The organism is Candidatus Alkanophaga liquidiphilum (genome assembly GCF_053996935.1).
Genome location: NZ_JBMXYC010000002.1, coordinates 1 through 23,464, shown reverse-complemented (window position 1 = coordinate 23,464; position 23,464 = coordinate 1). Strand labels below are relative to the sequence as shown.

23 protein-coding genes are annotated in these 23,464 nt (G+C 54.6%); 14 read left to right on the top strand and 9 right to left on the bottom strand.

Features of this window, described 5'->3' with window-relative positions; all coding sequences use genetic code 11:
• Positions 1 to 141: 141 nt before the first annotated feature.
• The 6 genes from ACXJJA_RS00225 to ACXJJA_RS00200 all read left to right on the top strand — a co-directional run bounded on the left by ACXJJA_RS00225 (position 142) and on the right by ACXJJA_RS00200 (position 9,766).
• The gene (locus ACXJJA_RS00225; RefSeq protein ID WP_456486214.1) at positions 142 to 2,820 is read left to right on the top strand and encodes an FAD-dependent oxidoreductase; all 2,679 of its coding nucleotides are present in this window, start codon (positions 142 to 144) and stop codon (positions 2,818 to 2,820) included.
• Between the two features lie 21 nt (positions 2,821 to 2,841).
• On the top strand, positions 2,842 to 4,173 hold the full coding sequence (locus tag ACXJJA_RS00220; protein ID WP_456486215.1) for an FAD-dependent oxidoreductase: 1,332 nt from the start codon (positions 2,842 to 2,844) through the stop codon (positions 4,171 to 4,173).
• A gap of 2 nt (positions 4,174 to 4,175) precedes the next feature.
• Positions 4,176 to 5,897 carry a CoB--CoM heterodisulfide reductase iron-sulfur subunit A family protein gene (locus tag ACXJJA_RS00215; RefSeq protein WP_456486213.1) on the top strand — a complete coding sequence of 574 codons (1,722 nt, stop codon included), beginning with the start codon at positions 4,176 to 4,178 and terminating at the stop codon, positions 5,895 to 5,897.
• A gap of 92 nt (positions 5,898 to 5,989) precedes the next feature.
• On the top strand, positions 5,990 to 7,018 hold the full coding sequence (locus ACXJJA_RS00210) for a DUF362 domain-containing protein (RefSeq protein WP_456486212.1): 1,029 nt from the start codon (positions 5,990 to 5,992) through the stop codon (positions 7,016 to 7,018).
• Between the two features lie 59 nt (positions 7,019 to 7,077).
• On the top strand, positions 7,078 to 9,033 hold the full coding sequence (gene lonB, locus ACXJJA_RS00205) for an ATP-dependent protease LonB (RefSeq protein WP_456486211.1): 1,956 nt from the start codon (positions 7,078 to 7,080) through the stop codon (positions 9,031 to 9,033).
• Between the two features lie 40 nt (positions 9,034 to 9,073).
• Positions 9,074 to 9,766, top strand: coding sequence for a (5-formylfuran-3-yl)methyl phosphate synthase (locus ACXJJA_RS00200; RefSeq protein WP_456486210.1), 693 nt, complete (start codon positions 9,074 to 9,076; stop codon positions 9,764 to 9,766).
• 48 nt (positions 9,767 to 9,814) lie between these two features.
• On the opposite strand, the gene ACXJJA_RS00195 is transcribed toward ACXJJA_RS00200, so the two are convergent.
• Together ACXJJA_RS00195 and ACXJJA_RS00190 are read right to left on the bottom strand one after the other, a co-directional pair.
• Positions 9,815 to 10,495, bottom strand: coding sequence for an ABC transporter ATP-binding protein (locus ACXJJA_RS00195; protein ID WP_456486209.1), 681 nt, complete (start codon positions 10,493 to 10,495; stop codon positions 9,815 to 9,817).
• Positions 10,482 to 10,607, bottom strand: a complete 126-nt coding sequence (locus ACXJJA_RS00190; RefSeq protein WP_456486208.1) for a hypothetical protein — start codon at positions 10,605 to 10,607, stop codon at positions 10,482 to 10,484. The genes ACXJJA_RS00195 and ACXJJA_RS00190 overlap by 14 nt, the downstream gene beginning before the upstream one ends.
• Before the next feature lie 480 nt (positions 10,608 to 11,087).
• On the opposite strand from ACXJJA_RS00190, the gene ACXJJA_RS00185 reads away from it, so the two are divergent.
• Positions 11,088 to 11,603: a DUF6125 family protein gene (locus tag ACXJJA_RS00185; protein WP_456486207.1), complete on the top strand. Its 516-nt coding sequence runs from the start codon at positions 11,088 to 11,090 to the stop codon at positions 11,601 to 11,603.
• Complete coding sequence (locus ACXJJA_RS00180) at positions 11,600 to 12,433, top strand: DUF362 domain-containing protein (RefSeq protein WP_456486206.1); 834 nt, start codon at positions 11,600 to 11,602, stop codon at positions 12,431 to 12,433. The genes ACXJJA_RS00185 and ACXJJA_RS00180 overlap by 4 nt, the downstream gene beginning before the upstream one ends.
• Before the next feature lie 44 nt (positions 12,434 to 12,477).
• On the opposite strand, the gene ACXJJA_RS00175 is transcribed toward ACXJJA_RS00180, so the two are convergent.
• From ACXJJA_RS00175 to mtnP, 5 genes are read right to left on the bottom strand one after another with little or no spacing between them, the layout of a single operon-like run.
• The gene (locus tag ACXJJA_RS00175; protein WP_456486205.1) at positions 12,478 to 14,718 is read right to left on the bottom strand and encodes a VWA domain-containing protein; all 2,241 of its coding nucleotides are present in this window, start codon (positions 14,716 to 14,718) and stop codon (positions 12,478 to 12,480) included.
• A 28-nt stretch (positions 14,719 to 14,746) separates the two neighbouring features.
• Positions 14,747 to 15,664 (bottom strand): GTP 3',8-cyclase MoaA, encoded by a 918-nt coding sequence (moaA, locus tag ACXJJA_RS00170; protein WP_456486204.1) that lies wholly within the window; start codon positions 15,662 to 15,664, stop codon positions 14,747 to 14,749.
• 42 nt (positions 15,665 to 15,706) lie between these two features.
• Entirely contained in the window at positions 15,707 to 16,420 is a 714-nt protein-coding gene (locus tag ACXJJA_RS00165) for a creatininase family protein (RefSeq protein WP_456486203.1), read from the bottom strand.
• A gap of 18 nt (positions 16,421 to 16,438) precedes the next feature.
• Positions 16,439 to 16,966, bottom strand: coding sequence for a cob(I)yrinic acid a,c-diamide adenosyltransferase (cobO, locus tag ACXJJA_RS00160; RefSeq protein WP_456486202.1), 528 nt, complete (start codon positions 16,964 to 16,966; stop codon positions 16,439 to 16,441).
• Positions 16,963 to 17,817 (bottom strand): S-methyl-5'-thioadenosine phosphorylase, encoded by an 855-nt coding sequence (gene mtnP, locus ACXJJA_RS00155; protein ID WP_456486201.1) that lies wholly within the window; start codon positions 17,815 to 17,817, stop codon positions 16,963 to 16,965. Before mtnP ends, cobO begins: the two co-directional genes overlap by 4 nt.
• A gap of 68 nt (positions 17,818 to 17,885) precedes the next feature.
• Between mtnP and ACXJJA_RS00150 the strand changes: the two genes are divergently transcribed.
• Genes ACXJJA_RS00150 through ACXJJA_RS00140 form a run of 3 tightly spaced genes read left to right on the top strand, consistent with a single transcriptional unit; the run spans position 17,886 to position 20,254 of the window.
• A complete protein-coding gene (locus tag ACXJJA_RS00150) occupies positions 17,886 to 18,500 on the top strand; it encodes a DUF429 domain-containing protein (RefSeq protein ID WP_456486200.1) in 615 nt (204 codons plus the stop codon).
• Between the two features lies 1 nt (position 18,501).
• Positions 18,502 to 19,233, top strand: coding sequence for a ribose-5-phosphate isomerase RpiA (rpiA, locus tag ACXJJA_RS00145; protein ID WP_456486199.1), 732 nt, complete (start codon positions 18,502 to 18,504; stop codon positions 19,231 to 19,233).
• Position 19,234: 1 nt separating this feature from the next.
• Positions 19,235 to 20,254: a mechanosensitive ion channel family protein gene (locus ACXJJA_RS00140; protein WP_456486198.1), complete on the top strand. Its 1,020-nt coding sequence runs from the start codon at positions 19,235 to 19,237 to the stop codon at positions 20,252 to 20,254.
• Positions 20,255 to 20,310: 56 nt separating this feature from the next.
• Here the strand turns inward: ACXJJA_RS00140 and ACXJJA_RS00135 are convergent, their stop codons facing one another.
• Positions 20,311 to 21,018: a precorrin-2 dehydrogenase/sirohydrochlorin ferrochelatase family protein gene (locus ACXJJA_RS00135; protein WP_456486197.1), complete on the bottom strand. Its 708-nt coding sequence runs from the start codon at positions 21,016 to 21,018 to the stop codon at positions 20,311 to 20,313.
• Positions 21,015 to 21,563: a CDP-2,3-bis-(O-geranylgeranyl)-sn-glycerol synthase gene (locus ACXJJA_RS00130; protein ID WP_456486196.1), complete on the bottom strand. Its 549-nt coding sequence runs from the start codon at positions 21,561 to 21,563 to the stop codon at positions 21,015 to 21,017. Before ACXJJA_RS00130 ends, ACXJJA_RS00135 begins: the two co-directional genes overlap by 4 nt.
• 84 nt (positions 21,564 to 21,647) lie before the next feature.
• Between ACXJJA_RS00130 and ACXJJA_RS00125 the strand changes: the two genes are divergently transcribed.
• From ACXJJA_RS00125 to ACXJJA_RS00115, 3 genes are read left to right on the top strand one after another with little or no spacing between them, the layout of a single operon-like run.
• Positions 21,648 to 21,971, top strand: coding sequence for an ATP synthase subunit C (locus ACXJJA_RS00125; protein ID WP_456486195.1), 324 nt, complete (start codon positions 21,648 to 21,650; stop codon positions 21,969 to 21,971).
• A complete protein-coding gene (locus ACXJJA_RS00120) occupies positions 21,971 to 22,270 on the top strand; it encodes a hypothetical protein (protein ID WP_456486194.1) in 300 nt (99 codons plus the stop codon). Before ACXJJA_RS00125 ends, ACXJJA_RS00120 begins: the two co-directional genes overlap by 1 nt.
• A gap of 9 nt (positions 22,271 to 22,279) precedes the next feature.
• The gene (locus ACXJJA_RS00115) at positions 22,280 to 23,332 is read left to right on the top strand and encodes a V-type ATPase subunit (protein WP_456486193.1); all 1,053 of its coding nucleotides are present in this window, start codon (positions 22,280 to 22,282) and stop codon (positions 23,330 to 23,332) included.
• Positions 23,333 to 23,464: the final 132 nt, after the last annotated feature.

Here is a 23,464-nt window from a genome sequence, read left to right as displayed (position 1 = left end):
GGCGAGCAGGTTTATCAAGACAGCGGCGAGCAGGTTTATCAAGACAGCGGCGAGCAGGTTTATCAAGACAGCGGCGAGCAGGTTTATCAAGACAGCGGCGAGCAGTAAGTTTATCAATTTTGGATGCCTAAAGAACAAGCGATGCAGGAAATTAAATCCGGGCTGAAGTTTCAACTTGAGTCTTACGCCCTTTTTCAGAGGTTTTCCCATCCTGACATGCCTTTTACGATAGATAGGGAGGTGCCGAGGTGTGTCGCTGCGTGCCCTGCGGGCTGTGACGCTCGTGGCTACGTGACATTAATCGCTAAGCGTAAGTTCAAAGAGGCATATTCCCTAATTAGGGAGAGAATTCCGTTTCCTGCGGTTTTGGGGCGTGTCTGTCACCATCCCTGCGAGCAGAGTTGCAAAAGGGGCTTTTTCGACGAGCCTGTGGCGATAGCGACGCTGAAAAGGTTTGTAGCTGAAAGCTGCGGGCGAGCGCCTGAGCATGAAAAGGCGCAAGAGCACGACATCAAGGCTGAGAAAAGCGGGAAAAAAGTTGCGGTCGTAGGCGCCGGACCCGCAGGGCTCACCGCTGCCATCGATTTGGCGAGAGCGGGGCATTCTGTGACGGTGTTTGAAGCGTCTCGGCGGATAGGAAGGGTGTTAAGGCTGATTCCGAGATGCATACTCCCCCGCGATGTTTTAGACAACGATTTGGAAAGGGCGCTAAAGCGCTTGGACGTAGGAATAAGGACGGGGTGCAGAGTTGGGAAGGACATCAAATTCGAGGACTTGCGGCGTGAGTATGATGCGGTGCTCATTGCCGTCGGGTTGCAGAGCGTTAGGTTGCTCGATGTGAAGGGACGCAACTTAAAGGGAGTTTATGCAGCAATTTCGCTCTTGGAGAAGGCGAGTCTGGGGGAGAGAGTGCATCTTGGGGATACCGTCGTGGTTATTGGCGGGGGCAACGTTGCAGTTGACGCCGCTTGGGTCTTATTGAGATTCGGCGTGCGGAGCGTGCACGTCGTGTGCGTCGAAGCCCGTGAAGAGATGCCGGCATTTGAGTGGGAAGTCAAAGAAATGCTGAACGAGGGCGTTATCCTGCACAATTCGTGGGGCGTAAAGGAAATCATAGGCAAGGAAAAAGTCGAGAAGGTGAAATTCGTCAGATGTATCTCGGCATTCGACGAACGTGGCAATTTCGCACCGAAGTTTGACGAAAGCGTCTCGATGGAGTTAGAGGCGGATGCCGTCATCTTCGCGGTAGGGCAAGCGGCAGACCTGACGTTCCTTGAGGGCAGCGGCGTTGAATTCGAGGGTGGAATCCTAAAAGTGGACCCGCTCACACTTGCAACGTCGCTGGACGGCGTGTTCGCAGCCGGCGACATAACACGAGGCGCGGCAACTATCGTCGAGGCAGTAGCCGACGGGCACAGGGCTGCAGAATCCATTGACAGATACTTGCGAGGCTTGGACTTAAGGGCGGGGAGGGCGTTGCCGTGGCTCCCTATCGAGCCCGCCGAGATAGAAGCCCGCATAAGAGCGACCCTGGAGGAAGAAGTGCGGCTGGCGGGCGTAAAACGGGCAGAGCGGCTGCGAGTGAGAAAAAGCGGCGAGATGGGTTTTGAAGACATATACGCAAGCATCACGGAAGAGGAAGCCGTGAAAGAAGCAATGCGGTGTTTGGACTGCCGGAGGTGCATGCTCTCGCCAGTGCGTTTGAAAACTGAGGAATTTGCTCCCGAATTTCTTTATGAGCTTGTTCAAAGCACGAAGATAAACATGTGCGTGGAGTGTGGGAAGTGCACCGCCGTGTGTCCGGTCGCTGCCATAGATCCCGAGTTTGCACCGAGGCTCCTTGCGATGAGGGCGCTCGTAGGCGAAGAACTTTTAGGAGAGTCTGCCATTTGGAAGTGTAACCTCTGCGGCGCCTGCGAGGCTTTCTGCCCCTACGATGTGGATTTTGTAGGTTTTGTCCTCGGATTAAGACGAATGTCGCTTAGCACAGCTGCGGCGGCGCCGAAGTTTTCAGAAAATGGGCAGCTTTCCGAGATTGAAGTGAGCGGTAGCAGGCTTGACTGGGTGGACGACGAGATAAAAGTGGCGGAGCGTAGCGACGTTTATTACTTCAGCGGTTGCCTTTCCTTCTTCGAGAGGGTTTATAGCGACCGGAAGCTGAAATTAGGCGAGATTGCGAGGGCGGCGGTGAAACTGCTGAATGCCGTCGGCGTCGTGCCTGCGGTGAGCAACGACGAGCGCTGCTGCGGGCATGACTTGCTGTGGGCAGGCGACGTTGTAGGCTTTGAGGAGTTGGCGAGACACAACATTGAAATGATAAAGAAAAGTGGGGCCAAAGTGGTAGTATTCACATGCGCCGAGTGCTTTAGGACGTTCGAGCTGGACTACCGGCGGGTGTCCGATGGCAATCTCGACCTGAAATTCATGCACATCTCAGAATTCCTGAGAGACAAGAACGTGCCGCTGCGGCGGGGCGGCGGCGGGGAAGAGGTCGTGACGTTCCACGACCCCTGCGGGCTGAGGCAGCTTGGTGTCTATGATGCGCCAAGGGACGTTATCATGAGGGTTCCAGGGGTGAAGCTTGTGGAAATGGAGCATTCAAGGGAGCTGGCGACATGCTGCGGCGTCAGCGGATTCTTAACGTGCGATACAGCGGCAAAGCTCATGCAAGCCGAGCGATTAAAGGAAGCAAGGCGAGCTGGCGCCTCGAAGCTCGTCGTGGCGTGCCCGAAGTGCTTGATTCATCTCGACTGCGCGGCGTCGCCAACGTCTGAAGTCGAAATTGAAGATTTAGCTGTGTTGCTCGCATCACGTCTTTAATTGGAGGCATAGGTGGCAAAGATGCGTTCGGCGCTCGTGATAGGCGGTGGCGTTGCTGGTATTCAGGCGGCGCTCGACCTTGCGGAGCGTGGGCTCCAGGTTTATCTCGTGGAGAAGTCCCCGACCATCGGCGGACGCATGGCGCAGTTAGACAAGACGTTCCCGACGAACGACTGCTCGATCTGCATACTGGCGCCGAAGATGATAGAGTGCTTTCGGCATCCGAACATCACGCTTTTCAGCTACTCTGAAGTTATTGGAGTTGAAGGCGTCGCTGGCGACTTCAGAGTGCGGGTGCTGAAGAAGCCCCGCTACGTGGACGAGGGGAAGTGCACGGGTTGCGGCGCCTGCATCGAGGCATGCAGGCTGAGAGGCAGATTCCCAAACGAGTTCGATGAGGGGCTGGGACGACGAGGTGCTATTTACTTTCCGTTCATGCAAGCGGTGCCGAGGGTGCCTGTGGTGGACAAGCGGCACTGTTTGCTCTTTACAAAGGGCAAGTGCGGCAAGCAGCCTGCATGCAAGGAGGCGTGCGAGGTCGGCGCCATCGATTTCGAGCAGCGTGAGGAGGTAATCGAGCTGAAAGTCGGCGCCATAATAGTGGCGACGGGGTTTGACCCTTTAGACCCGTCTGTGCTGCGAGAATACGGCTATGGGCGGTTCGAGAACGTGATAACGGCGTTGCAATACGAGCGGCTGATATGCGCTTCGGGACCGACCAGAGGACATCTGCAAAGACCGTCAGACGGAAAGGAACCTAAGAGAATTGCATTCATACATTGCGTCGGCTCTCGTAACCCAAGAGCGGGACGCTATTACTGTTCGGCGGTTTGCTGCATGCATTCGACGAAAGAAGCGATTCTCGTGAAGGAGCACTGCCCAGATGCAGAGGTCTTCGTCTTTTATAGAGACATGCGTGCTTTCGGGAAAGGCTTCACCGAATACATAGAGCGAGCGAAGAGCGAATACGGCATCAAATACATAAAATCCGACGTGCTCATTGAGGAGAAAGAAGAGCACAACCTCGTGATAAAATACGACGAACGTGGTAGGCAGAGGCGGCTTGAGGTGGATATGGCCGTTCTTTCGACACTGCTCATGCCGAGGAAAGATGCTAAGGAGCTTGCAGCAGTTCTCGGCGTGAAGACAGATGAGTTCGGCTTTTTCGAACCTGCGGACGAACTCCTGCGACCCTTGGATACGAGCGTTCCGGGAATATTTGCGGTGGGCTTCTGCCGCCGCCCCATGGACATTCCTGAGAGCGTTGCGGAGGGTAGTGCTGCCGCCGCCCGTGTTGCGGAGCTTCTTGGAAGTCTGGAGGCTCGGGGCGAGGAACGAGGCTCGGAGGAGTGAGGATGCGCGAAGGGGAGTTGAGAATAGGAGTATTCGTATGCCACTGCGGCGTGAACATCGGCGGCATCGTAGACGTTGAGGCGGTCGTCGAATACGCAAAGGCGCTTCCCGGAGTCGTGCATGCCGAACGTAACCTCTACACATGCTCGTCAGAAGGGCTTTCGAGAATAAGAGCGGCAATCAAGGAGCATAACTTGAACAGGGTAGTTGTCGCAGCGTGCACGCCGAGGACGCACGCCCCGCTCTTCCAGAAGGTGTGTGAGGAAGCGGGCTTGAACAAATACCTCTTCGAGTTCGTGAACATCCGAGAACAGTGCTCGTGGGTGCACACGCACGAGAAGGAGAGAGCGACGAGAAAAGCGATGGACTTGGTAAGGATGGCGGTGGCGAAAGTTGCTCTCCTCGAACCGCAGGAGGAGCTTAGTTTCGAAGTGACGCCGTCTGCGCTCGTCATCGGCGGGGGCGTTGCGGGAATGACAGCAGCTCTTAACCTTGCATCGCAGGGCTTTGACGTTTACCTCGTGGAGCGAGAAAAAGAGCTTGGCGGGCGGCTTCGCACCCTTGCATCTCTTTACCAGACCGAAGAAACGCCTGAAAAGATTATACAAAAGCTTGTAAAAGAGGTAGAAGGAAACAAAAAAATACAAGTCTTTCAGGGCGCCACAATCAAGTCGGTTTCCGGTTACATCGGAAATTATGACGTGCTCGTTTCGACAGAGGGCGGCGACATCGCCCTTAAGGCAGGCGTGATCATCGTGGCGACCGGCGCCTCCGTTTACGAGCCACCGACCGGGCTTTACGGCTATCGCAAATATGAAAACGTCATCACGCTTGCGGAATTAGAGCAGCGGCTCAAGGAAGGTCAGCTTCCTGAGGTGAGGGATGTGGTTTTCATACATTGCGTCGGCGCCAGAGGGCAGGACAAAAGCTACTGCTCCCGGATATGTTGCGCCGCCTCCATAAAGAACGCTTTGAGGCTCAGGAAGCGTGGAGTAAACGTCACAATTCTCCACAGGGGCGTTACAATGCCCGGATTGGAGAAAGAGAGACTTTACAACGAGTCGAGGGGGCGTGGTGTGATCTTCGTGAGATACGAGCTTGAGCGGTTACCGAGTGTGCAGCGCTCTGAAAACGGGCGGCTCGAAGTTACATTCTACCACGAAGATTTGAGCGTCGAGCTTAAGTTGGAAACAGATATGGTTGTGCTCGTGACGCCGATGGTTCCGAACGACGACGCTAAGGAGCTTTCCACGATGCTTAAGGTCTCGTTAGGCGCCGACGGCTTCTTCCTTGAAGCACATGTGAAGCTACGGCCCGTAGATTTCGCAACGGATGGTATTTTCCTCTGCGGCGCAGCCCACTTCCCGAAGGACGTGGCGGAAAGTGTTGCGCAGGCGCTCAGTGCTGCAGCGAGGGCATCAATACCGCTGTCAAGAGGATATGTCGTTGCAGAGGCCATTTCTTCTGTCGTTGACGAAAAGAGATGCATCGGTTGCGGGCGTTGTGTAGAAATCTGCCCATATGGCGCCATCGCGTTAAGGGATGTGACGCTGCAGCTCGGCGAGGTCGTATTAGTGACGAAAAAGTCTCACATAAATCCTGTGCTCTGCAAGGGGTGTGGCACATGCGTTGCTGTGTGTCCCGTCGGCGCGATAGACCAGAGGAATTTCACGTTCGAGCAAATAATAGCAGCGCTAAGAGAGGCAACGACTACTGTGACGTGACGAGCAGAGCGGTGCGCGCGCCGCCTCTTTTCTGGGCAATGGCGTGCGACGTTTAGCGAAAGTAAGAGTAATTTTTTAATTAAACTCAGTTTATGACGCAGGTTTACTTCTTAGAGGCTCAGTTTCCAGAAGTCCCAGGCATTGAAAAGGTGTTCAACAAGTTGAATTTGGACTTAGAGGGCAAGGTTGTCGCAATAAAGGTGCACATGGGCGAGCTGAGGAATGTAACTTATGTAAAGCCGTTCTACGTGCGGGAAGTCGTGAGGTTGGTGCGAGAGCGAGGCGGCGAGCCGTTCGTCACGGACACCACGACGCTCTACGGGCTCATGCGGGCGGACGCCCTCGGCTATTATAAAGTGGCGGCGGCGCACGGCTTCACTGCTGGGTATTTAGGCTGCCCCGTCCTGATTGCCGACGGGTTGCGGGGTGAGGACGGCGTGCCCGTGCGTATCGAAGCGGATGTGGAGACGGAGCTTAAGGAGATAGAGGTGGCGAGATTAATTTACGAAAGCGATGCAATGGTGGTGGTTTCGCATGCCACCGGTCACGGGGCGACTGCGTTCGGCGGCGCTTTGAAAAACGTGGGGATGGGGTGCGTTACGAAGCGTGGGAAAGCAGCGCAGCATGAAGTCACGAAGCCCCTGCTCGACAAGGAGCGGTGCGACGGATGCGGGCGGTGCGTGAAGCGCTGTGCATACGATGCGATAAGAGAGGATTTTGAGATAGATAAGGAGAAGTGCACGGGCTGCGGGCTTTGCATAGGGCTATGTCCGCAGGGTGCGAGGTTCACGACGAGAGAGATGAAGGAGCGTTTGCAGCGGCGAATTGCGGAAGCGGCGTGCGGCGTGCTGAAGATCTTCGACGATGTCGCCTTCCTGAACTTCCTCGTTGACGTGACGGAGGCGTGCGACTGCGCTGCGACGTTCCCGCCGCTCTGTCGTAACATCGGCGTGCTCGCCTCTACCGACCCCGTTGCCGTTGACAAATGCAGCATCGCTCTCATAAGAAAGGCGGCAGGCAGGGACGCTTTCGCAAACTTCGGTGTCGACCCCGAAATTCAAGTGAAGCACGCCGCCGCCCTCGGTCTCGGAAGCCTCGAATACGAACTTGTGAGGGTTTGAGATAACCTTGCTTTTTACGTAACTTATTTATCCCTCGCCAGCAAAAAAGATTAAAAGAAATGGAAGAGGGCAAACATCCGTGCGGCGAGGAAGAGGCGGAGGACGACGACCTACTTGGTGGTTTGGTCTTCAACACGACGAGAGAGCTAAAGGTGCCTGAGCATCTTATAGACCAAGTCATAGGGCAGGAGCACGCCGTAGAGGTGATAAAGAAGGCGGCGAAGCAGCGGCGGCACGTCCTGCTCATCGGGACGCCCGGAACAGGTAAGTCGATGCTTGCGAGAGCGATGGCTGAACTTTTGCCGAAGGAGGAGCTTGAGGATATTCTGGTGTATCCCAACTCCGAAGACAAAAATAATCCCAAGATAAGAATCGTCCCCAAGGGCAAAGGCAAGGAAATTGTAGATGCGCACAAGGAGGAGGCAAGGCGGAGGGCGCAAGCCCGCAACTCATTCCTCATGCTTATATTCTTCATGATTGTCGGTTACGGCGTCTTCCTCTCGCTCCAAGGCGACTCCATGGCCATCCTGTGGTCAATAGTGGCGGCGGCGCTCGTCTTCATGGCGCTTAAGTATATGATGCCCCGGGAGGATTTAATGGTGCCGAAGCTCCTTGTTTCGAACGCCGACAAGGAACATGCGCCCTTCGAGGACGCCACCGGCGCACATGCAGGTGCGCTCTTCGGCGACGTGCGCCACGACCCGTACCAGTCGGGCGGGCTGGAGACGCCCGCTCACGAGCGTGTCGAAGCTGGCGCCATCCACAAGGCGCACAAAGGCGTCCTCTTCATAGACGAGATAAACACGCTGAACATAGAGTCGCAGCAGCACCTGTTGACGGCGATGCAGGAGAAGAGGTTCCCGATTACGGGACAGTCCGAGCGGAGTGCGGGTGCGATGGTGAAGACCGAGCCGGTGCCCTGTGACTTCATCATGGTCGCCGCCGGGAACCTCGATGCAATCGCAAACATGCATCCTGCGCTACGCTCTCGTATTCGCGGCTACGGCTACGAAATATATATGCGGGATACCATGGAAGACACGCCCGAAAACCGCAGGAAGCTCGTGCGCTTCGTCGCTCAGGAAGTCGAGCGGGACGGACACATTCCACATTTCACGGCGGATGCCGTCAAGGAGATCATTAGAGAAGCCCGCCGCCGTGCGGGGCGGAAAGGGCATCTCACGCTTGTCCTCAGGGACCTAGGGGGCTTAGTGCGTGTTGCCGGTGACATTGCAAAGGCGGAGGGTGCGAAATACGTGACCGCAGAGCACGTAATAAATGCGAAGAAGATGGCGCGCTCCGTCGAACAGCAGGTTGCGGACGAATATCTTGAGCAGAAGCGTGAATATCAGCTCTTCAAGAGTGAAGGCGCTGAGGTCGGCAGGGTCAATGGGCTTGCGGTCATTGGCGACACTGGCGTCGTCCTCCCGATAATTGCGCAGGTGACGCCCGCACAGTCAAAGGAGGAGGGACGTGTGATAGCGACGGGCAGACTCCAAGAAATAGCGCAAGAAGCGGTTCAGAACGTCTCCGCTGTCTTCAAAAAGCTCACCGGTAAGGACATTTCAAACATGGACATCCACATTCAGTTCGTAGGCACCTACGAAGGGGTCGAGGGCGACTCCGCCAGCATCTCCGTCGCTACCGCCGTTATCTCCGCGCTTGAAAACATCCCGGTGGACCAAAGCGTTGCGATGACCGGCTCGCTTTCGGTGCGTGGCGATGTCCTCCCTGTCGGCGGCGTCACGCCGAAAATCGAGGCGGCGGCGCAGGCGGGCATCAGAAAAGTCATCATCCCAAAAGCGAACCTTAAGGATGTTTTCATCGAAGACCGCTATCGTGATAAGGTCCAGATAATCCCGGTCGAAAGCATCGAGGAGGTCTTAGAGCACGCACTCGTAGGGAAGTATAAAAAGACGCTCATGGAGAAGATAAAGAGCTTCACGGTAGAAGCGGTGCGGGGCATCGCCGACATCGCCGACGTTGAGATTAAAAGCGAGAAGCATGTGGTATAACTGAGAAAGGTTTTTATTTTCATCCCCCTAAGTTACGGGGATGAGGCTGCTGGTGAGCCCTAAGGACTTGGAGGAGGCTCGTGCGGCGGTTCGTGGACGTGCGGATATTATAGACGTGAAAAATCCTAAAGAGGGGTCCTTGGGAGCTAACTTTCCTTGGGTCATCCGCAGAATAAAGGAGGAGGTGAGCGTCCCTGTAAGCGCTACAATCGGCGATTTTGACTTCAAACCCGGCACAGCGGCGCTCGCAGCGCTTGGTGCCGCAGTCTCGGGCGCCGAATATATAAAAGTCGGACTTTTCAAAATAAAAACGGCGGAACAGGCAGTAGAGCTGTTAAATGCCGTCGTGAAAGCCGTCAAAGAGTTCGACGGTGGCAAGAAAGTTGTCTCTGCGTTCTACTCAGATTATTCCAGAGTCGGCTCCGTCTCTCCTTTCGAGCTGCCGAAGGTCGCAGGCGAGGTTGATATTGACGTTGCGATGGTGGACACTGCCATAAAGGATGGTAAATCCACGTTCGAATTCCTGAGCGAAGCTGAGCTTAAGAGGTTCGTAGCTGACGCCCGTGAATGCGGGCTCGAGACGGCAGTTGCCGGCTCCCTAAAGTTTGAAGACATCCCGACGGTTAAGAAAATAAACCCTGACATCATCGGCGTGCGCGGTATGCTCTGCGGCGGCGACAGGAACAGCAGAATCAAAGAAGAACTCGTGCGTCGCCTGAAAAGCATGCTTTGATTTGGCGGCGCGTGGAGCTCAGAACGCCGCTCGCTGCTCCCCCACTCGCTATTCGATTATCCTCCCATCTTTCATCCTCACGATACGCCTCGCCCGCCGTGCGACCTCGGGGTTGTGCGTCACGACGATGACTGTCCTGCCCTCATCGTTTAACTCCCTGAAGATGTCCATGACGACACCGCCAACTTCAGAGTCGAGGTTGCCAGTAGGTTCGTCCGCGAGTATGATATCGGGGTCGTTTGCGAGCGCCCTCGCAATCGCAACTCGCTGTTGCTCGCCGCCGCTGAGCTCCGACGGCTTGTGATGCAAGCGGCTTCCAAGTTCCACCTTTTCTAGGAGGCGTCTCGCTGTTTCCAGCCTTTCAGCGCGACTTACACCCGCAAAAACCATCGGGAGCGCCACGTTCTCAATAGCGGTGAGCGAGCGCATCAGGTTGAACTGCTGGAACACGAAGCCTATGCGCTCCCTACGGAGCCTCGCCAACGCCCATCCGTCGAGCTTCGAAGTTTCGACGCCATCTATTAGCACTCTCCCGCCCGTCGGTGTGTCCAGACACCCAATACGGTGCAAGAGCGTGGATTTTCCCGACCCGGAGGGTCCGACGATTGCGAGGAATTCACGCCGCCGCGTCTTCAAATCAACGCCTCGTAACGCATGCACCTCCACGTTCCCCATCCTGTAAACCTTCCTCAAGCCCTCAGCAAGAATCAGCGGCTCACTGCTTACCACGGCTCCGCCTCCTAAGGAGCACCGCGGAGAACACCGCCGCCACAAAAAGCGTTGGAAGAAGCACGAGCATGTAATTACTTTCCTTAGATTCCGCCATGACTTCAAAACTCACGTTCAGCGAAGATTCGTAAAATTTCCAGCCTTCCTCATCTTTTAAAAAAGTTTAAACGGAATTTCATAAGCTCCAGCGATTAAATCGCTCGTATCAACGTCAAAACTTGCAGAAAAAACGTCGTCAGCGTCCATATCACCTATAAAGTATTCGGAGGGCATTATTCTCAACTTAGAGTCGGGGATTATGCTCACAGCTTTAATCCCTTTCGGCAGTCCGTTTGCGACCTCAAGCTCGATGCTTGCAGTCTCGCCCTTGAAAACGCTTTTAGGAAGATGTTGCTGCTAATCCCCTCCGGGCAGGGGAGGCGGTGGGAAAGTCTTTATATACTTGCGTTCTATGAATACGTGACGAGTCCGTGGGTATAACCTGCGGATAGGGGCTGCGTGCTCAGCTCGAAGGGGAGCGGTTCGTCCTGAGCGAGCCACACTCCCCAACCTCGTCCGGCGGATGCCCTCCAATGGAGGGTGGAGGTCACAGATGTTTATGAAGCTTTCGGACTTGCCGAAGGAGAGGCTCGTTGCGCTCGTAGAGCATTTCGCAACGCTCGCCTTGACCCTTGACGGTCTCTGGTTCACGAGCGTAGAGGACGAGCTTGGTTTGAATACCGCTTTGAGACTTGACGAAGAAGTTTGGGCGAAATTTGGAGAAATTGAGGGCAGGAGAATTATGCGGCTGCTCGGCTCTCAGGAACGTGGTTTAAAAGCCCTCGCCGACGCCTTGGAGCACATGCAACTCGCTCACGTCAAGGGGATGAGCTACGAGGTTGAGAAGAAGGGTGATTGCGTAGTCTTCACGATTACAGACTGCCGCCCGCAGAAGGCGAGAATAAGGAACGGTAGGGGCGAATTCCCATGCAAGTTCGTGGGTGTGGCATGGCTTTCAAGCTTTGCGAAAGCGATAAATCCGGAAATACGAGTGGAATGCGTGCTGTGCCCGCCGGACCCGCATCCCGACGACCTATGGTGCAAATGGGTCTTCAAGCTACGGGAATGAAAGTGTATTTGCGGAAGACGCAACGCCGAGAACGCTTCATCAAAGAATTCCTAATGCTGCACGAGAACGAGCTTTTAGGGGCGAAGCGGATTCTATTGAAGCCGAACATTGTTTCTTACGAAGAATATCCAACGACGACGCATCCTGAGACGCTGCACAGTTGCTTGGAGCTCCTGCACGAGTTTTTTGGCGGGCGTGCGGCGAATGGCGGAGCCAAAATCATCGTGGCGGACGGTCCTGCGCCCGACGCCGGGAGCTCGCAGAAAATACTGGGGGAACACCCGTTACGGGCGATATGTGCGGAGTTTGGGGTACCGCTCGTGGACTTGCTGCGGAGCAAGATGCGGAAGGTTAAAGCGAGGACTATGAGCTTCTCCGTCGCAGAACAAGCATTCACGTTCGACTTCATAATCTCGCTTCCGGTTTTGAAGACTCACAAGGTCGCAACGCTCACCGGGGCGCTTAAAAACCAGTTTGGCTTCTTTTCCAAGAAAGATAGAGTGCTCTTCCACACGAAAATCGGGAAACGCCGCCTCAAAGACATCCACAGAGGCATCGCCGAGATTAACGCCATGGTGCGTCCGAAGATTTTCATTGTGGATGCCGTTCGCACGCTAATAAACGCAAATGAACGGCGGCACGGCGGTGTCGTCGCCGACCTCGGCTACATGCTCGCGGGCACGCACCCTGTCGCGCTCGATGTCGTTGGCTTCTCCCTGTTAAAGAGAGTTGCGAGAGAGCTTGAAGGGATGGAGGCAGAAGGCGTGCCGCACATAAAATACTCGGCGGAGTTGCTTGGCATGCCTAAGGTGGAAGTTGTGGAGTTTTGATCTTGGTTTGACTTCACCCTTCGACTTTGGTCACACGCCCAAGGTCAAATTTTTGCCCTGATTTTATCTCTGTCTTCGAGGAGCGCCTCTGCGAGTTTTGCTTCCTCTTCAATCATGATGACGTTGCCCTTTCCGATTTTGGCGATGCGTTTCATAAGTTCGGGGTTCGCCGACGCCTGATTGATGCAAACCGTCGAAAGGGTAATGCCTTTTTTCACAGTTTTTATGGCTTCACGGATGGCAAAGCGTTCGGGCGACGGGTCGGGGGCGGTGGCATCGCCATCTGAGATTAAGATGATGTGCCTTGCCGCTGAGCTTTTTTTACGTCGCAAGAGCATCTCGCGAGCCTTCCTGATGCCGTAGCCGATGTTCGTGAAAGCATTTTCGTGAAGGTCGAGCTCGATGACTGCCTTCATCACCCTATAAGGATTGTCAGTGACGTCAATGACCTCCTCCGCCAGATTCGAAAACGAGACGACGCCAACCTTGTCCTTATATCGTAGGCTCGAAAGCGCGAGGGCGCCCGCCGCTTCCTTCGCGTACCACAGCTTCTCAAGCTCCGCCATTGTCCCCGAAAGGTCGATTGCGAGCACGATGTAGAGCTGCGTCCTTATGTCTCGAACTTGCACCCTAATGTCATCTCTCGTGATTTCCATCCTTCGGTTTCTGATGGCTTCCCGCATAGTGTCCTTGAGCGAGATATCCTTGTAGCGGTCGCCGAGATGATACTTGCGGACCCCGACCACACGCCCCTCGCCGAGCGTGGATTTTTTGCCCGTGCTGTGCCGCCCGTAGCCGAAGACACGAGCGCCACTCACGCTCCTTGGGAACAGCGACTCCAACAAAATGATAATGCCCCGCTTCCCAATGACGAGCCCCTCTCGGCTCTTCTCGAGGATCCCTAAATCCTCAAGCGTCTCAAGGGTCTCATCGAGCGCACGCGCCTCAAGCTCCCGCACGAGCTGCTGCATCCGCTCCCGCAGCTTCCTTGCCTCCTCTATCTCCGCAAGCAGCACCTCAGTCAGCTCTTCCCGCTCCTTTTCTAACGCTTCTTCCTCAAGTTCCTTGTAAATTTTCTGGTAGAGTTTTGCGAGCTGCGACTCCGGATACCTCTTTATCCGCTTCAGCAAGATGTCGTAAAACCCGTATTTCAAGGGTCTGCGCACTCTGTCCTCCTTCGCAATCTCGAGCGCAATAGCCACGACATCGTCTCTGCTGAGCGCCACTCTCCGCTTCTTCCCTAACTCCAAAATTTCGTCCACGATTTCCGAGATTACCTCGTCAGGCGTCCTTGAGGACGCATAGTCATAAAGCTGAATCCGGTGCGGCAGCGCAAACAACGCAACCTCCTTGACGTCCGCAGCCTCGATAGGACGCCCGCACACCACAGGATAAACGTCGAGGAGTTCCGCAAAGCTGATGCCTGCCCGCACGCTTGCTCCCCTTTTAACCTCGGGGTGCATTCTCGTCCTGTGCAGGATTTCCGTCACCTTGTCAAGAGCTTCGCTGCGTGTTATGCCTCCTTCTTTCAGCTCTGCGCCCTCAACGTCTTCAAACCTGAACGTCTCTCTAAATTCCGCCTTTTCCTCAATGACCTCTTTTTCCTTCACCTCGTCCTCGATGTAGCCGAGCCTGATGACGTCAAAATGATCAATAATGTCGGTGGGCAGCGTCTGGAAAACTTCCTCGGTGCCAGTAGCAATTATCAAAACGTCAAGTGGAATCGGCTCGTCAAAGTGCCCTGTTGTGACCGTATCGCCTTCTAACGCCTGCATCAGGACGTTCACGGCACGCTCTTGCATCCTGTCTATGAAATCCAGCACGAGAATTCCGTGATTCGCTCGCAACGCCTTCCCGGGCACGAAAGACTTGACGCTCAGCGTCCCGTATTTCAACGCCGCCTCGGGGTCTATGTCGCCGATTAGATCCTCAGGCACGAGTTCCGGGCTCCCTTGCACACGCACGACTCGCCCCTCCGGGCTTAAAACGACGGTCTCCTTTTCCCGTGCCTGCGAGCACCACGGACAGCCCTCGTCGTCAGGATAACTCCGAATTGGGCAGTTCTTCACCACAATCCTTGGCGATAGCAACCTCGCAATCCGCAATGCCAACGTCGTCTTCCCACTCCCTGGCGGTCCTACGAGTAAAATGTGGTGCCCGGAGAGCAGCGATGAGATGAAATTCGTTTTTACCTCCTCGTCCAGCACCAACCCCTCGAAGAGCTTAGCTTTTGCGGCGTCTACGTCCCTAAGAATCTCGTTTTTTATTTCGTCCCGCACCTTCATGCTCGTCGCTCCTATGTTCGCTCTCAAACTATAAACTTCCAGCGTAAAACGGCGCCCTCCGACTTGCGGCGAGCTTCAACTTCGCCTTTATTTCCTCCTCGTCGGTGCTGTTTATCCGCACGAGGTTGTCATTCCTGAGCAGGCAGGGCTTTAACCGCCCATCTGACGTCACTCTGAGCCGTGTGCAGTTCTTGCAGAACTCGGTGTTGTCCATCGGGCGCACGACCTCGACCTCAACACCGTCCACAACGTAGATGCGGCGGCGATGCAGCTTCCTCGTGATTGCCGCAGAGGCTACGGCTCGGAGGCGATGCTCGACCTCGGAAAAGTCTACGGCAAATTCTTTGAGGTCGCCTTTGAAATCCATAAGCTCTATAAGCTGCAGCTTCACGACGCCGTCTCTGCTGCACTCACGCACAAACTCCATAATCTTCGGAACTTCATCATCGTTCACGCCACGTAGGAGCACCATGTTGAGTTTCACGGGCGTCAGCCCCGCTTCGACTGCCGCCACGACCCCATCGAGCACTTTTTGAAGGTTTCCTTTGGTTCCGGTTATGAAGTCGTATTTCTCTTCGTTCAGCGTGTCGAGGCTTATATTCACCCGCCGCAGACCGGCGGCAGCGAGCTTTTTTGCATATTTGCGGAGGAGCACGCCGTTTGTCGTCATGGAAACGTCGCTGAGACCCTTAGGAAGTGATGCAACGATGTCAACGAAGTCCGCCCGCATTAAAGGCTCACCGCCTGAAAATTTCACCTTGCGCACGCCGAAGTGCTTGAGCGCTACGCTGACGATTGCTGCTACCATTTCCACGCTTATTTCCCCCTTAGGGTCGAGCGGCTCGCCCTCGTTATGGCAGTAAAAGCACCTGAGGTTGCACCGTCTCGTCACTGAGAACCGCAAGCTCCTGATTTCTCGCCCGTATCTGTCCACGAGCTTTTCCATCCTCTTTCCTTTCCACTCGGAAGTTTTAAAATAGGTATGTTACTAAACTCGAAAACTCTCAATGATTTTAGCAGCTTCTTTCACGATGAGCGTCACTATTTTCTCTCCTTTCTCTCTCGTTGCTTTTGTGGCGTCGCCCATCACGCCGCTTTTGAGAAATTCACGGGGATTCTTCACGACGACACCCTCCGGCATTTCAGGATGCTCGCAAACCGCCCGCTCCGTCCTCACGGGCTGCCCAAAATACAACATGATCGAAGTCTCAACCTCGCCAGCGTGCATGTCCTGATCGTCCTCCAGCCCCAGTTCCGCACGCCCCTTTGAGACGATAACGGCGATGTTGATGATTGCGACGTGTGCATCCTCGTGGCGGGCGGAAAATTCGTGCGCCGCAAGCTCGATGGCGGCGAGCTGCATCGCCCCAAGATGTCCGGGCAGGAACACAAAGTTGCGGAAGCCATGTGGATATAAGCTCTCACAGACTTCAAGGAGTAGCCGCCGGACGGTCTCGACACTCACGCCGAGCGTCCCCGGAAACGGCAGCGTCGAGCGATGGACACCGTAGCTTAGCGGCGGTGTGACCACCGCCCTCACCTCTGCCGCAACCCGTCTCGCAAGCTCGTATGCTATTATCGTGTCGGTGGCGAGCGGCAGGTGATAACCATGCTCCTCGGTGGAGCCGCAGGGTATGATCACGGTCCTCGTCGTCTTCAGTACAGCTTCAACCTCGTCCCATGTCATCCTTTCAAGTAACATCCTTCCGTCACCTCGCTTTCAGTACTCAATCCCTTTCCTCGCCGTCAATCCTCTCTCGAACGGGTGTTTCACCATGCGCATCTCTGTGACGTAATCGCTCAGTTCCATGATTTTCGGCGACGCATAACGCCCGGTGAGCACAAGCTCCACGCCCTCGGGCTTGCTTTTTATCAACTCGACGACTGCCTCCTCGTCCACCAAGCCGTAATATACGGCCATGTTTATCTCATCAAGGATAACCACGTCGTATCTACCGCTCTGTATCGCTTCCTTTGCATATTTCAAGCCATATCCCGCAGAAAGCTCATCTATCTTTTTTGCATGATGCCCCACGAAGCCAGCACCAAACTGCACTATAGTGAAGTTTTTAATCCTTTGCGCTGCGATTATTTCTCCATATTCACTGTGCTCGACCCCTTTTATGAACTGAACCATGAAGACGCGCATACCATGCCCGAGCGCACGGAGCGCCAGCCCCAGGGCTGCGGAGGTCTTCCCTTTGCCATCTCCAGTGTAAACGTGCACGCACCCCTTTTCCAATCTCATTTCAAGTATTTCCCAACAAGCGGCTTTAATCTCTCAAGGACATCCGACGGGATATGCTCCTTGGCGGTGACTATTGCGTCTTTTAGAGCGTTGCCGCATTCGCACTTCCGCTCCATAGGTATCTGCGGGATTGCTTCCCGTAGCACGGCTTTCACTGCCTGCTCGTTCTTGCGCAGGTTTTCGAGGATTAATTCCGCCGAAACTTCTTCTTCGCCCGTCCGCCAAACGTCATAGTCCGTGACGGCAGCGACCATCGCATAACAAATCTCAGCTTCCCTCGCGAGCTTCGCCTCCGGGATTGCGGTCATGCCGATGATGTCAAAGCCCATCTTCCTGTAAAATTCGGACTCCGCCCTTGTCGAGAACTGTGGACCTTCGATGCAGACATAAGTGCCGCTGCGGTGCACTCTATGTCCAAGCTGCTCAATGACGTCCGCAAGAATGGCGGAAAGCTCCGGGCAGAAAGGATCTGCAAAGCCGACGTGCACGACGATTCCGCCCTCAAAGAAAGTGCTTTTGCGGAACTTTGTCCTGTCGAAGATCTGGTTAGGAACAACGAGGTCGAGCGGGCGGATTTCCTCTTTGAGACTGCCGACTGCCGATGCTGCAATGATGCAGGAGACGCCAAGCTTTTTCAGTGCAAAGATGTTCGCCCTTGCGTTTATTTCCGTCGGCGATATTCGATGCCCGACGCCATGCCGTGAGATGAACGCTATTTTTCGTCCGGCATACTCGCCGACGACTGCTTCGGCGACGCCGAAGGGTGTTTCGACCTCGACGTTTTCACGAGCGGAGAACATCTCGACGTCGTAAATCCCACTGCCGCCGATTATCGCAATTTCGGCTCGCATTCTAATCCCCAGTCAAACTTGTTTTATTTATGTTTAACACAGTTTAAATACTCTTAGTGCTCATTTTTATGTTGGAGGCAAGACCAAAAAAGCTTATGCGTGTTCTGGGGATCGACCTCGCAGGCGGCGAGAGCCGCACTACCGGACTCTGCTTGCTGCTCGTTGGGGGTGACTCCGAGCGGTGTGTGGCGGAAGTTCTGATGCTGAAGTCGATGCGGACTGACGCCGAAATCTTGGACTTTGTGGTAACGAGTCGCCCGAAGGTCATAGCTGTGGACGCACCGCTTTCCTTCCACGGCGAGCCCTACAGGGACTGCGACGTCGAGCTTCGTAAGTATTGCAGGCTTTTGCCCTTGACGTTCTACGGGATGCGGGTGCTGGCGGAGCGGGGGATACGGCTTTCGGACGCCATGCGGGAGAGAACTGGCGCTGAGATCATAGAGGTATATCCTTACGCCTCTGCAAGATTTCTCGGCATAAATGGCGTAAACGACCTGAAAAAATTCATAAGCTTTGAAGAAGAGAAGGTTAAAAACAAACATGAGCTTGACGCGGCTCTTTGCGGCTTGACCGCAGCTTTCTACCTTAAAGGTAAGTATAAAGCCTTTGGCAAGCAGGATAAGTTGATAGTGCCTTTCATCGGATTTCTCCCTAAAGCAACGCAGAAAGCTCAAAGGGGATAGTATGGAAGGAGTGGGTAAAAAGAAAGAGCGAGCTGCGGCGTCGGCGGCGGCGCTCGTCGAGGATGGTATGGTCGTGGGTTTGGGAACTGGCTCAACGGCGGAGATTGTCATCCGTAAAATCGGTGAGCGTGTGAGGGAGGAGGGGTTAAAAATTCTGGCTGTTGCCACGTCGGTGCAGTCAGAGCTACTGGCGGCAGAGTGCGGAATTCCGCTGACGACGCTCGATGCACATTTCCCCTTACATATCTGCATAGACGGCGCAGACCAAGTTGACAGCGATTTAAACCTGCTAAAGGGCGGCTGGGGATCACACACTCGTGAAAAGGTAGTAGCCGCCGCCGCAAAACGCCTCGTCATCTGTGTGGACGATTCGAAGCTCGTGGAGTGGTTGAGCAAGCCGGTGCCGCTGGAAGTGCTACCTTATGCTCGCCGTGTTGTTTTCGAGGCGGTGCGGGCGCTCGGCGGCACGCCGACGCTGCGGACGCATGCAAAGGGCGCTGCACCGTTCTTCACCGAGCATGGCAACCTCGTCGTGGACGCCGATTTCGGCGAGATTAGAGACCCAAAAGCGCTGAGCGTCAAGCTTTCCGAAATCCCGGGCGTCGTCGAGCACGGCATCTTCACGCTCGCCGAAAAAACGGAGGTGCACGTCGGCAGGGATGGCAGGATTGAAATTTTGAAGCCGAAGAGCGGGGGGGCGAAAGTTAAAAAGTTACAATACACAAAACGGTAACATGCTTGTTGGCGGTCTGGAGGATTGGCTGCCTATAGTCGAGGATTTTATATTTACGGCGTTCATTTTATTTTTCTCGCTCCTGCTTGCGTTGCTGTTTTACTTCATCCTTAGGAAATACGCTGCGAAAGCCGCTGATGAGCGTCATAAAAGCATTGCAGGTGCACTCGCTTTACCAGTGTTCTTCGGTGTAGTCCTTGCAGGTGCTTACCTTGCAGTGCTCCGTCTACCGCAACTCGCCTTTGTCACCGTGCTCCTTAAAGTTCTGGGCGTGCTCGTCGGTGTGTTCGCAAGCATACGCCTGATAGGTGCTCTGGTGGAGCGATATGCGAGGGAGCGCATTGTTTACAAGAGTCTCATTGGCATGCGGCGAATCGTAAATGCGTTCATTTACGTAATCGCCATCATAATAGTCATTGGGCTTCTGGGCTACGACGTGACGGCTCTCGCCGCAGGCTTCGGCATCAGCGCCCTCGTTGTCGCCCTTGCGTTACAGAGCACGCTTTCTAACTACTTTGCCGGCATCTACATCACGATGGAACGTTCCATAAAGATAGGCGACTACGTGGAACTCGAGGGCGGGCTTAGCGGCTTCGTCGAGGAGATAACATGGCGGAGTACCAAGATACGAACGCTCCTCGACAACCTTGTCATCATTCCGAATGCAAAGCTTGCGGAGAGCATAATCACGAATTATTACGACCCGACGAGGGAGATGAACATAAGAATAAACTGCGGCGTGAGCTACGGCTCCGACCTCGAAAAAGTGGAGCGTGTGACGCTGAACGTTGCGAGGCAGGTGCTGCGGAGCGTGAGCGGCGGCGTGGAGACCTTTGAGCCCCTCGTGCGCTTTAACAACTTCGGCGACTCCAACATCGAATTCACGGTCATTTTACGTGTGAAGAGCATTGTTGACCAGTATTTGGTGAAGCACGAGTTCATAAAAGAGCTGACGAAGGCTTACGCCAAAGAGGGCATCGAAATCGCATACCCCTGTCGCAATATCTTCCTGCGTGGATGACTTGTGAAGGGCTTCTGCTGCACAGCAGTGGCGAGCATGCTCATCCCCGCCTTTGTTTAGGTATCATCAGCGCTCTCATCAGCGCCCGCATTTTCATTATGCGTGGCGAGCCGTTTACATTTCTCAAACGCAAGCGTCCTGCCCGCCTCGTAAGATTCACGTAGAGCTGCCCAGACCTCTTCGTCCTCTAAAATTCTCCAAAGGATGAGTTCCCGCCGCCTTTGCCTCTTAACCTCGCTCTTCAGCCATGTCCTTAGCTCTTGCTGTAATTTTACCATTTTTGCATGCTCTTCGTCGACGACGTTTTCAAAGAGCTGCCGCAAATATCTCGCAGCTGCGGGGCTGCGCCCCTGCGTCGAGACTGCGATTAGGATGCCGTTGCGCCGTAGCACCGCAGGAAGGAGCACGTTAGCCGGGCGGTCAGCTCGGTTTACGAGTTTTCCATGCCGTTTTGCGAGCTTTTCGACTTTTGCGTTGATTTCGGCGTTGTCGGTCGCTGCTACCACGAGGAACGCATCCCGCACGAGCGCATCGAGTTTTGCGAGAGAAGCGCTGTCGGCAATGTCCAACGGCACAAGCCTGACGCTCCCCACCGCTGCAAGCTTTTTCAAGCCTTCGGAGAACTCTCCGGCTCTGGCGACAACGGTCACGGTGGCGCCCTTGAAGAACTTCGCCTTACGCTCGCCGACGGCGCCCCCGCCGACGACCAAAACCTTCTTACCTTCGAGGTTCACGATTAGCGGCGTCCATGCTGACGGCGTCACCACGGCACCTCCTTCCTCCCAAGCTTGAACGCCACGTAGTTCGTTACGAGATGGATGGGCGGCGTGAGCACGAGCAGCCAGAATGCTACGAGCGGCGTAAAATTCATGAAAAACCACGGTCTCGAAAATAAGAATGTCAGGAGCATGGCGCCGAGGACGAAATCCAGCTGGTCCACGACGGGCAGCGGCGCGCCCCTTTTTATTCTGAGACGGCGTTTCAAAAAGCTGCCAGCAACGTCGCCGAGCATCGCCCCGCAAGATAAACATGTCAAGACGATGAGAAACTGCGGAAACTCGCCGAACGTCGGCAGGCGATGCCCAATGCCGAAAATGTCTTCAAGTAGGATCTGCATCAGCCCGACGAGGACGCCGCAGGCTACGCCCGTGAAAAAACCCTCGAATGTCTTGCCATCGCCCAATATGCGTTCGCCAAAGAGCGAACGCCCTAAGTCCATAGGGGTCTTCCCGCCGAAAAACGCTGCACTCCCGTTCGCTGCATACGCAGGCAGGATTACCCAGAGCGCCTTCGCAATACTCGTGAGCATCACTCAACCATCCCCCACGCCTCAAAGAAATTTCGACAACTATATATAGGGGTCTTCTAAGGCTTAAGTTGGAGGTGAAAGAGGATGAGAATGCTTCGAGTATTGCTCCTGGCTTTGCTCGTCGGTATGATGCTTGCGGGCGTCTCCTTAGCTGCGGAGGAAGGAGAGGCTGCGGGCCAACTTACGGATGCTTCATGGATTGCGATTTCAGCAGCAATCACGATGGTTGGATCAGCGATAGCTTCGGGGTATGCGATAGCAGCTACGGGAACTGCAGCGTCGGCGGCGACTGCCGAGAAGCCTGAGGTCTTCGGTCGAGTCCTGATATTCGTGGCGCTTGCGGAAGCGGTTGCTATTTACGGGCTGCTGATAGCGTTCATGCTCTGGACAAAAATCAAGGTTGCGTGATGACGCAAGCCGAGACCAGGACCGAGAGCAAAAGGGCAAGTGAGAGGGCAAGAGAGGGAAGAGAGGGAAACTTCCTCAGGGAGCTGTGGAGAAAAGCGAGAGAAAACATTTTTTTGCTAGCACTCCCCTACGCAGTCCTTATTTCCTCCCTCACAATCATAGGAATGTTCTTTGGTTACGAGTTGGCGGTGGGACGCAGCGAGATGCTAAGAGCGTTAATAGCGTTTTCACTTTCCATGCTCGGCTTCGTCTCTGGAGTGATAAGCTCTTATATCGTTGTGAGAGTCAAATACGGGTGAGGTGACAGGATGAGCTTGCTCGAATATGCATATGTTTATGTGAGAGCGCGGGCAAGGATGAGTTACCTGCTCGGCGAGCGTGAGCTGAAAGCCTTGATAGAAGCACGCGGCAAGGAGGATTTCATATCATCCTTGATGGACTCCCCCTACAGAGAGAAGCTTTCGAGGATTTCAGCGGCGAGCGCGCGGGACGTGGAGCTTGCGCTGATGGAGGACTTGATAGACCAGTATCTCATGGTAATTCGGTCTTCAAAGGGCGAGGTCAGCGAGTTTTTCAAAGAGCTTCTGCGTCGCCTCGAAGTCGAGAACTTAAAAGCCATTTTGAGGACAAAGGCAGCAAGCGTCGCAGAAAGACCGCCGCTCTACCCAGTTGAGGATTTTTTCAAGCGTAGGCTCAGCAGACTTCTGGAGGCTGAAGACTTAGAAGCGGTAATAAGACTTGTCGAAAGTCCTTACAAGGAGGTTCTCGAAAAGGCGTTCGCGGGGTATCAAGAGAGCCGCCGCATTCTAATTTTGGAAAATGCCCTCAACGAGGAGCTTTTCAAGGCTATTTGGGAAAAGGCGGAAGCGCTTTCCGCAGAGGACATGGAGCTTGTAAAGAAGGCTTTGGGAGCGGAGTTCGACATCACGAACATCATGACGCTGTTGCGGTGCAAGCACGAGGACGTCGAGCCGAGCGGGATTCGCAAGTATCTGCTGCCCTATGGGTATGGGTTTGACGCGGAGGCGGTTGTCGTCAAGGATGCTATTCTGGCTGATGGTGTGTCCGCCGCCGCTTTGCGGCTTGCGGAGGCTGAGGCTTTCAAGCCATACAGGGAGGCTTTGCAGCGTGCCGCGCACGAATACGAAGCTGAGCGCTCGTTGCTGCCCTTTGAGACTGCTTTGCGCAAAAGCTTCTTCGGCGTCGTGCGTGAAATTTTGCGGGGATACCCTATGAACATCGCCATGGTCATTGGCTTTCTACTACTCAAGGAGTTCGAAATAAAAAACCTGCGGGCACTCGCAGTGTTCAAGGAGAATAACGTGCCTGTAGAGGAAATAATGAAAGTGGTTGTAGTTTAATGTTTGGCTCACGAAGCTCTCCTTGCCTTTATTTCTTTTATCTCCTCAAGCGTCTCTTTTTCGTCTTCGGTCAGGTAGTCCGCAAATTTTTTTAATTCTTGAATATGGCTTTCAGGCACGTCCACGTAGAGG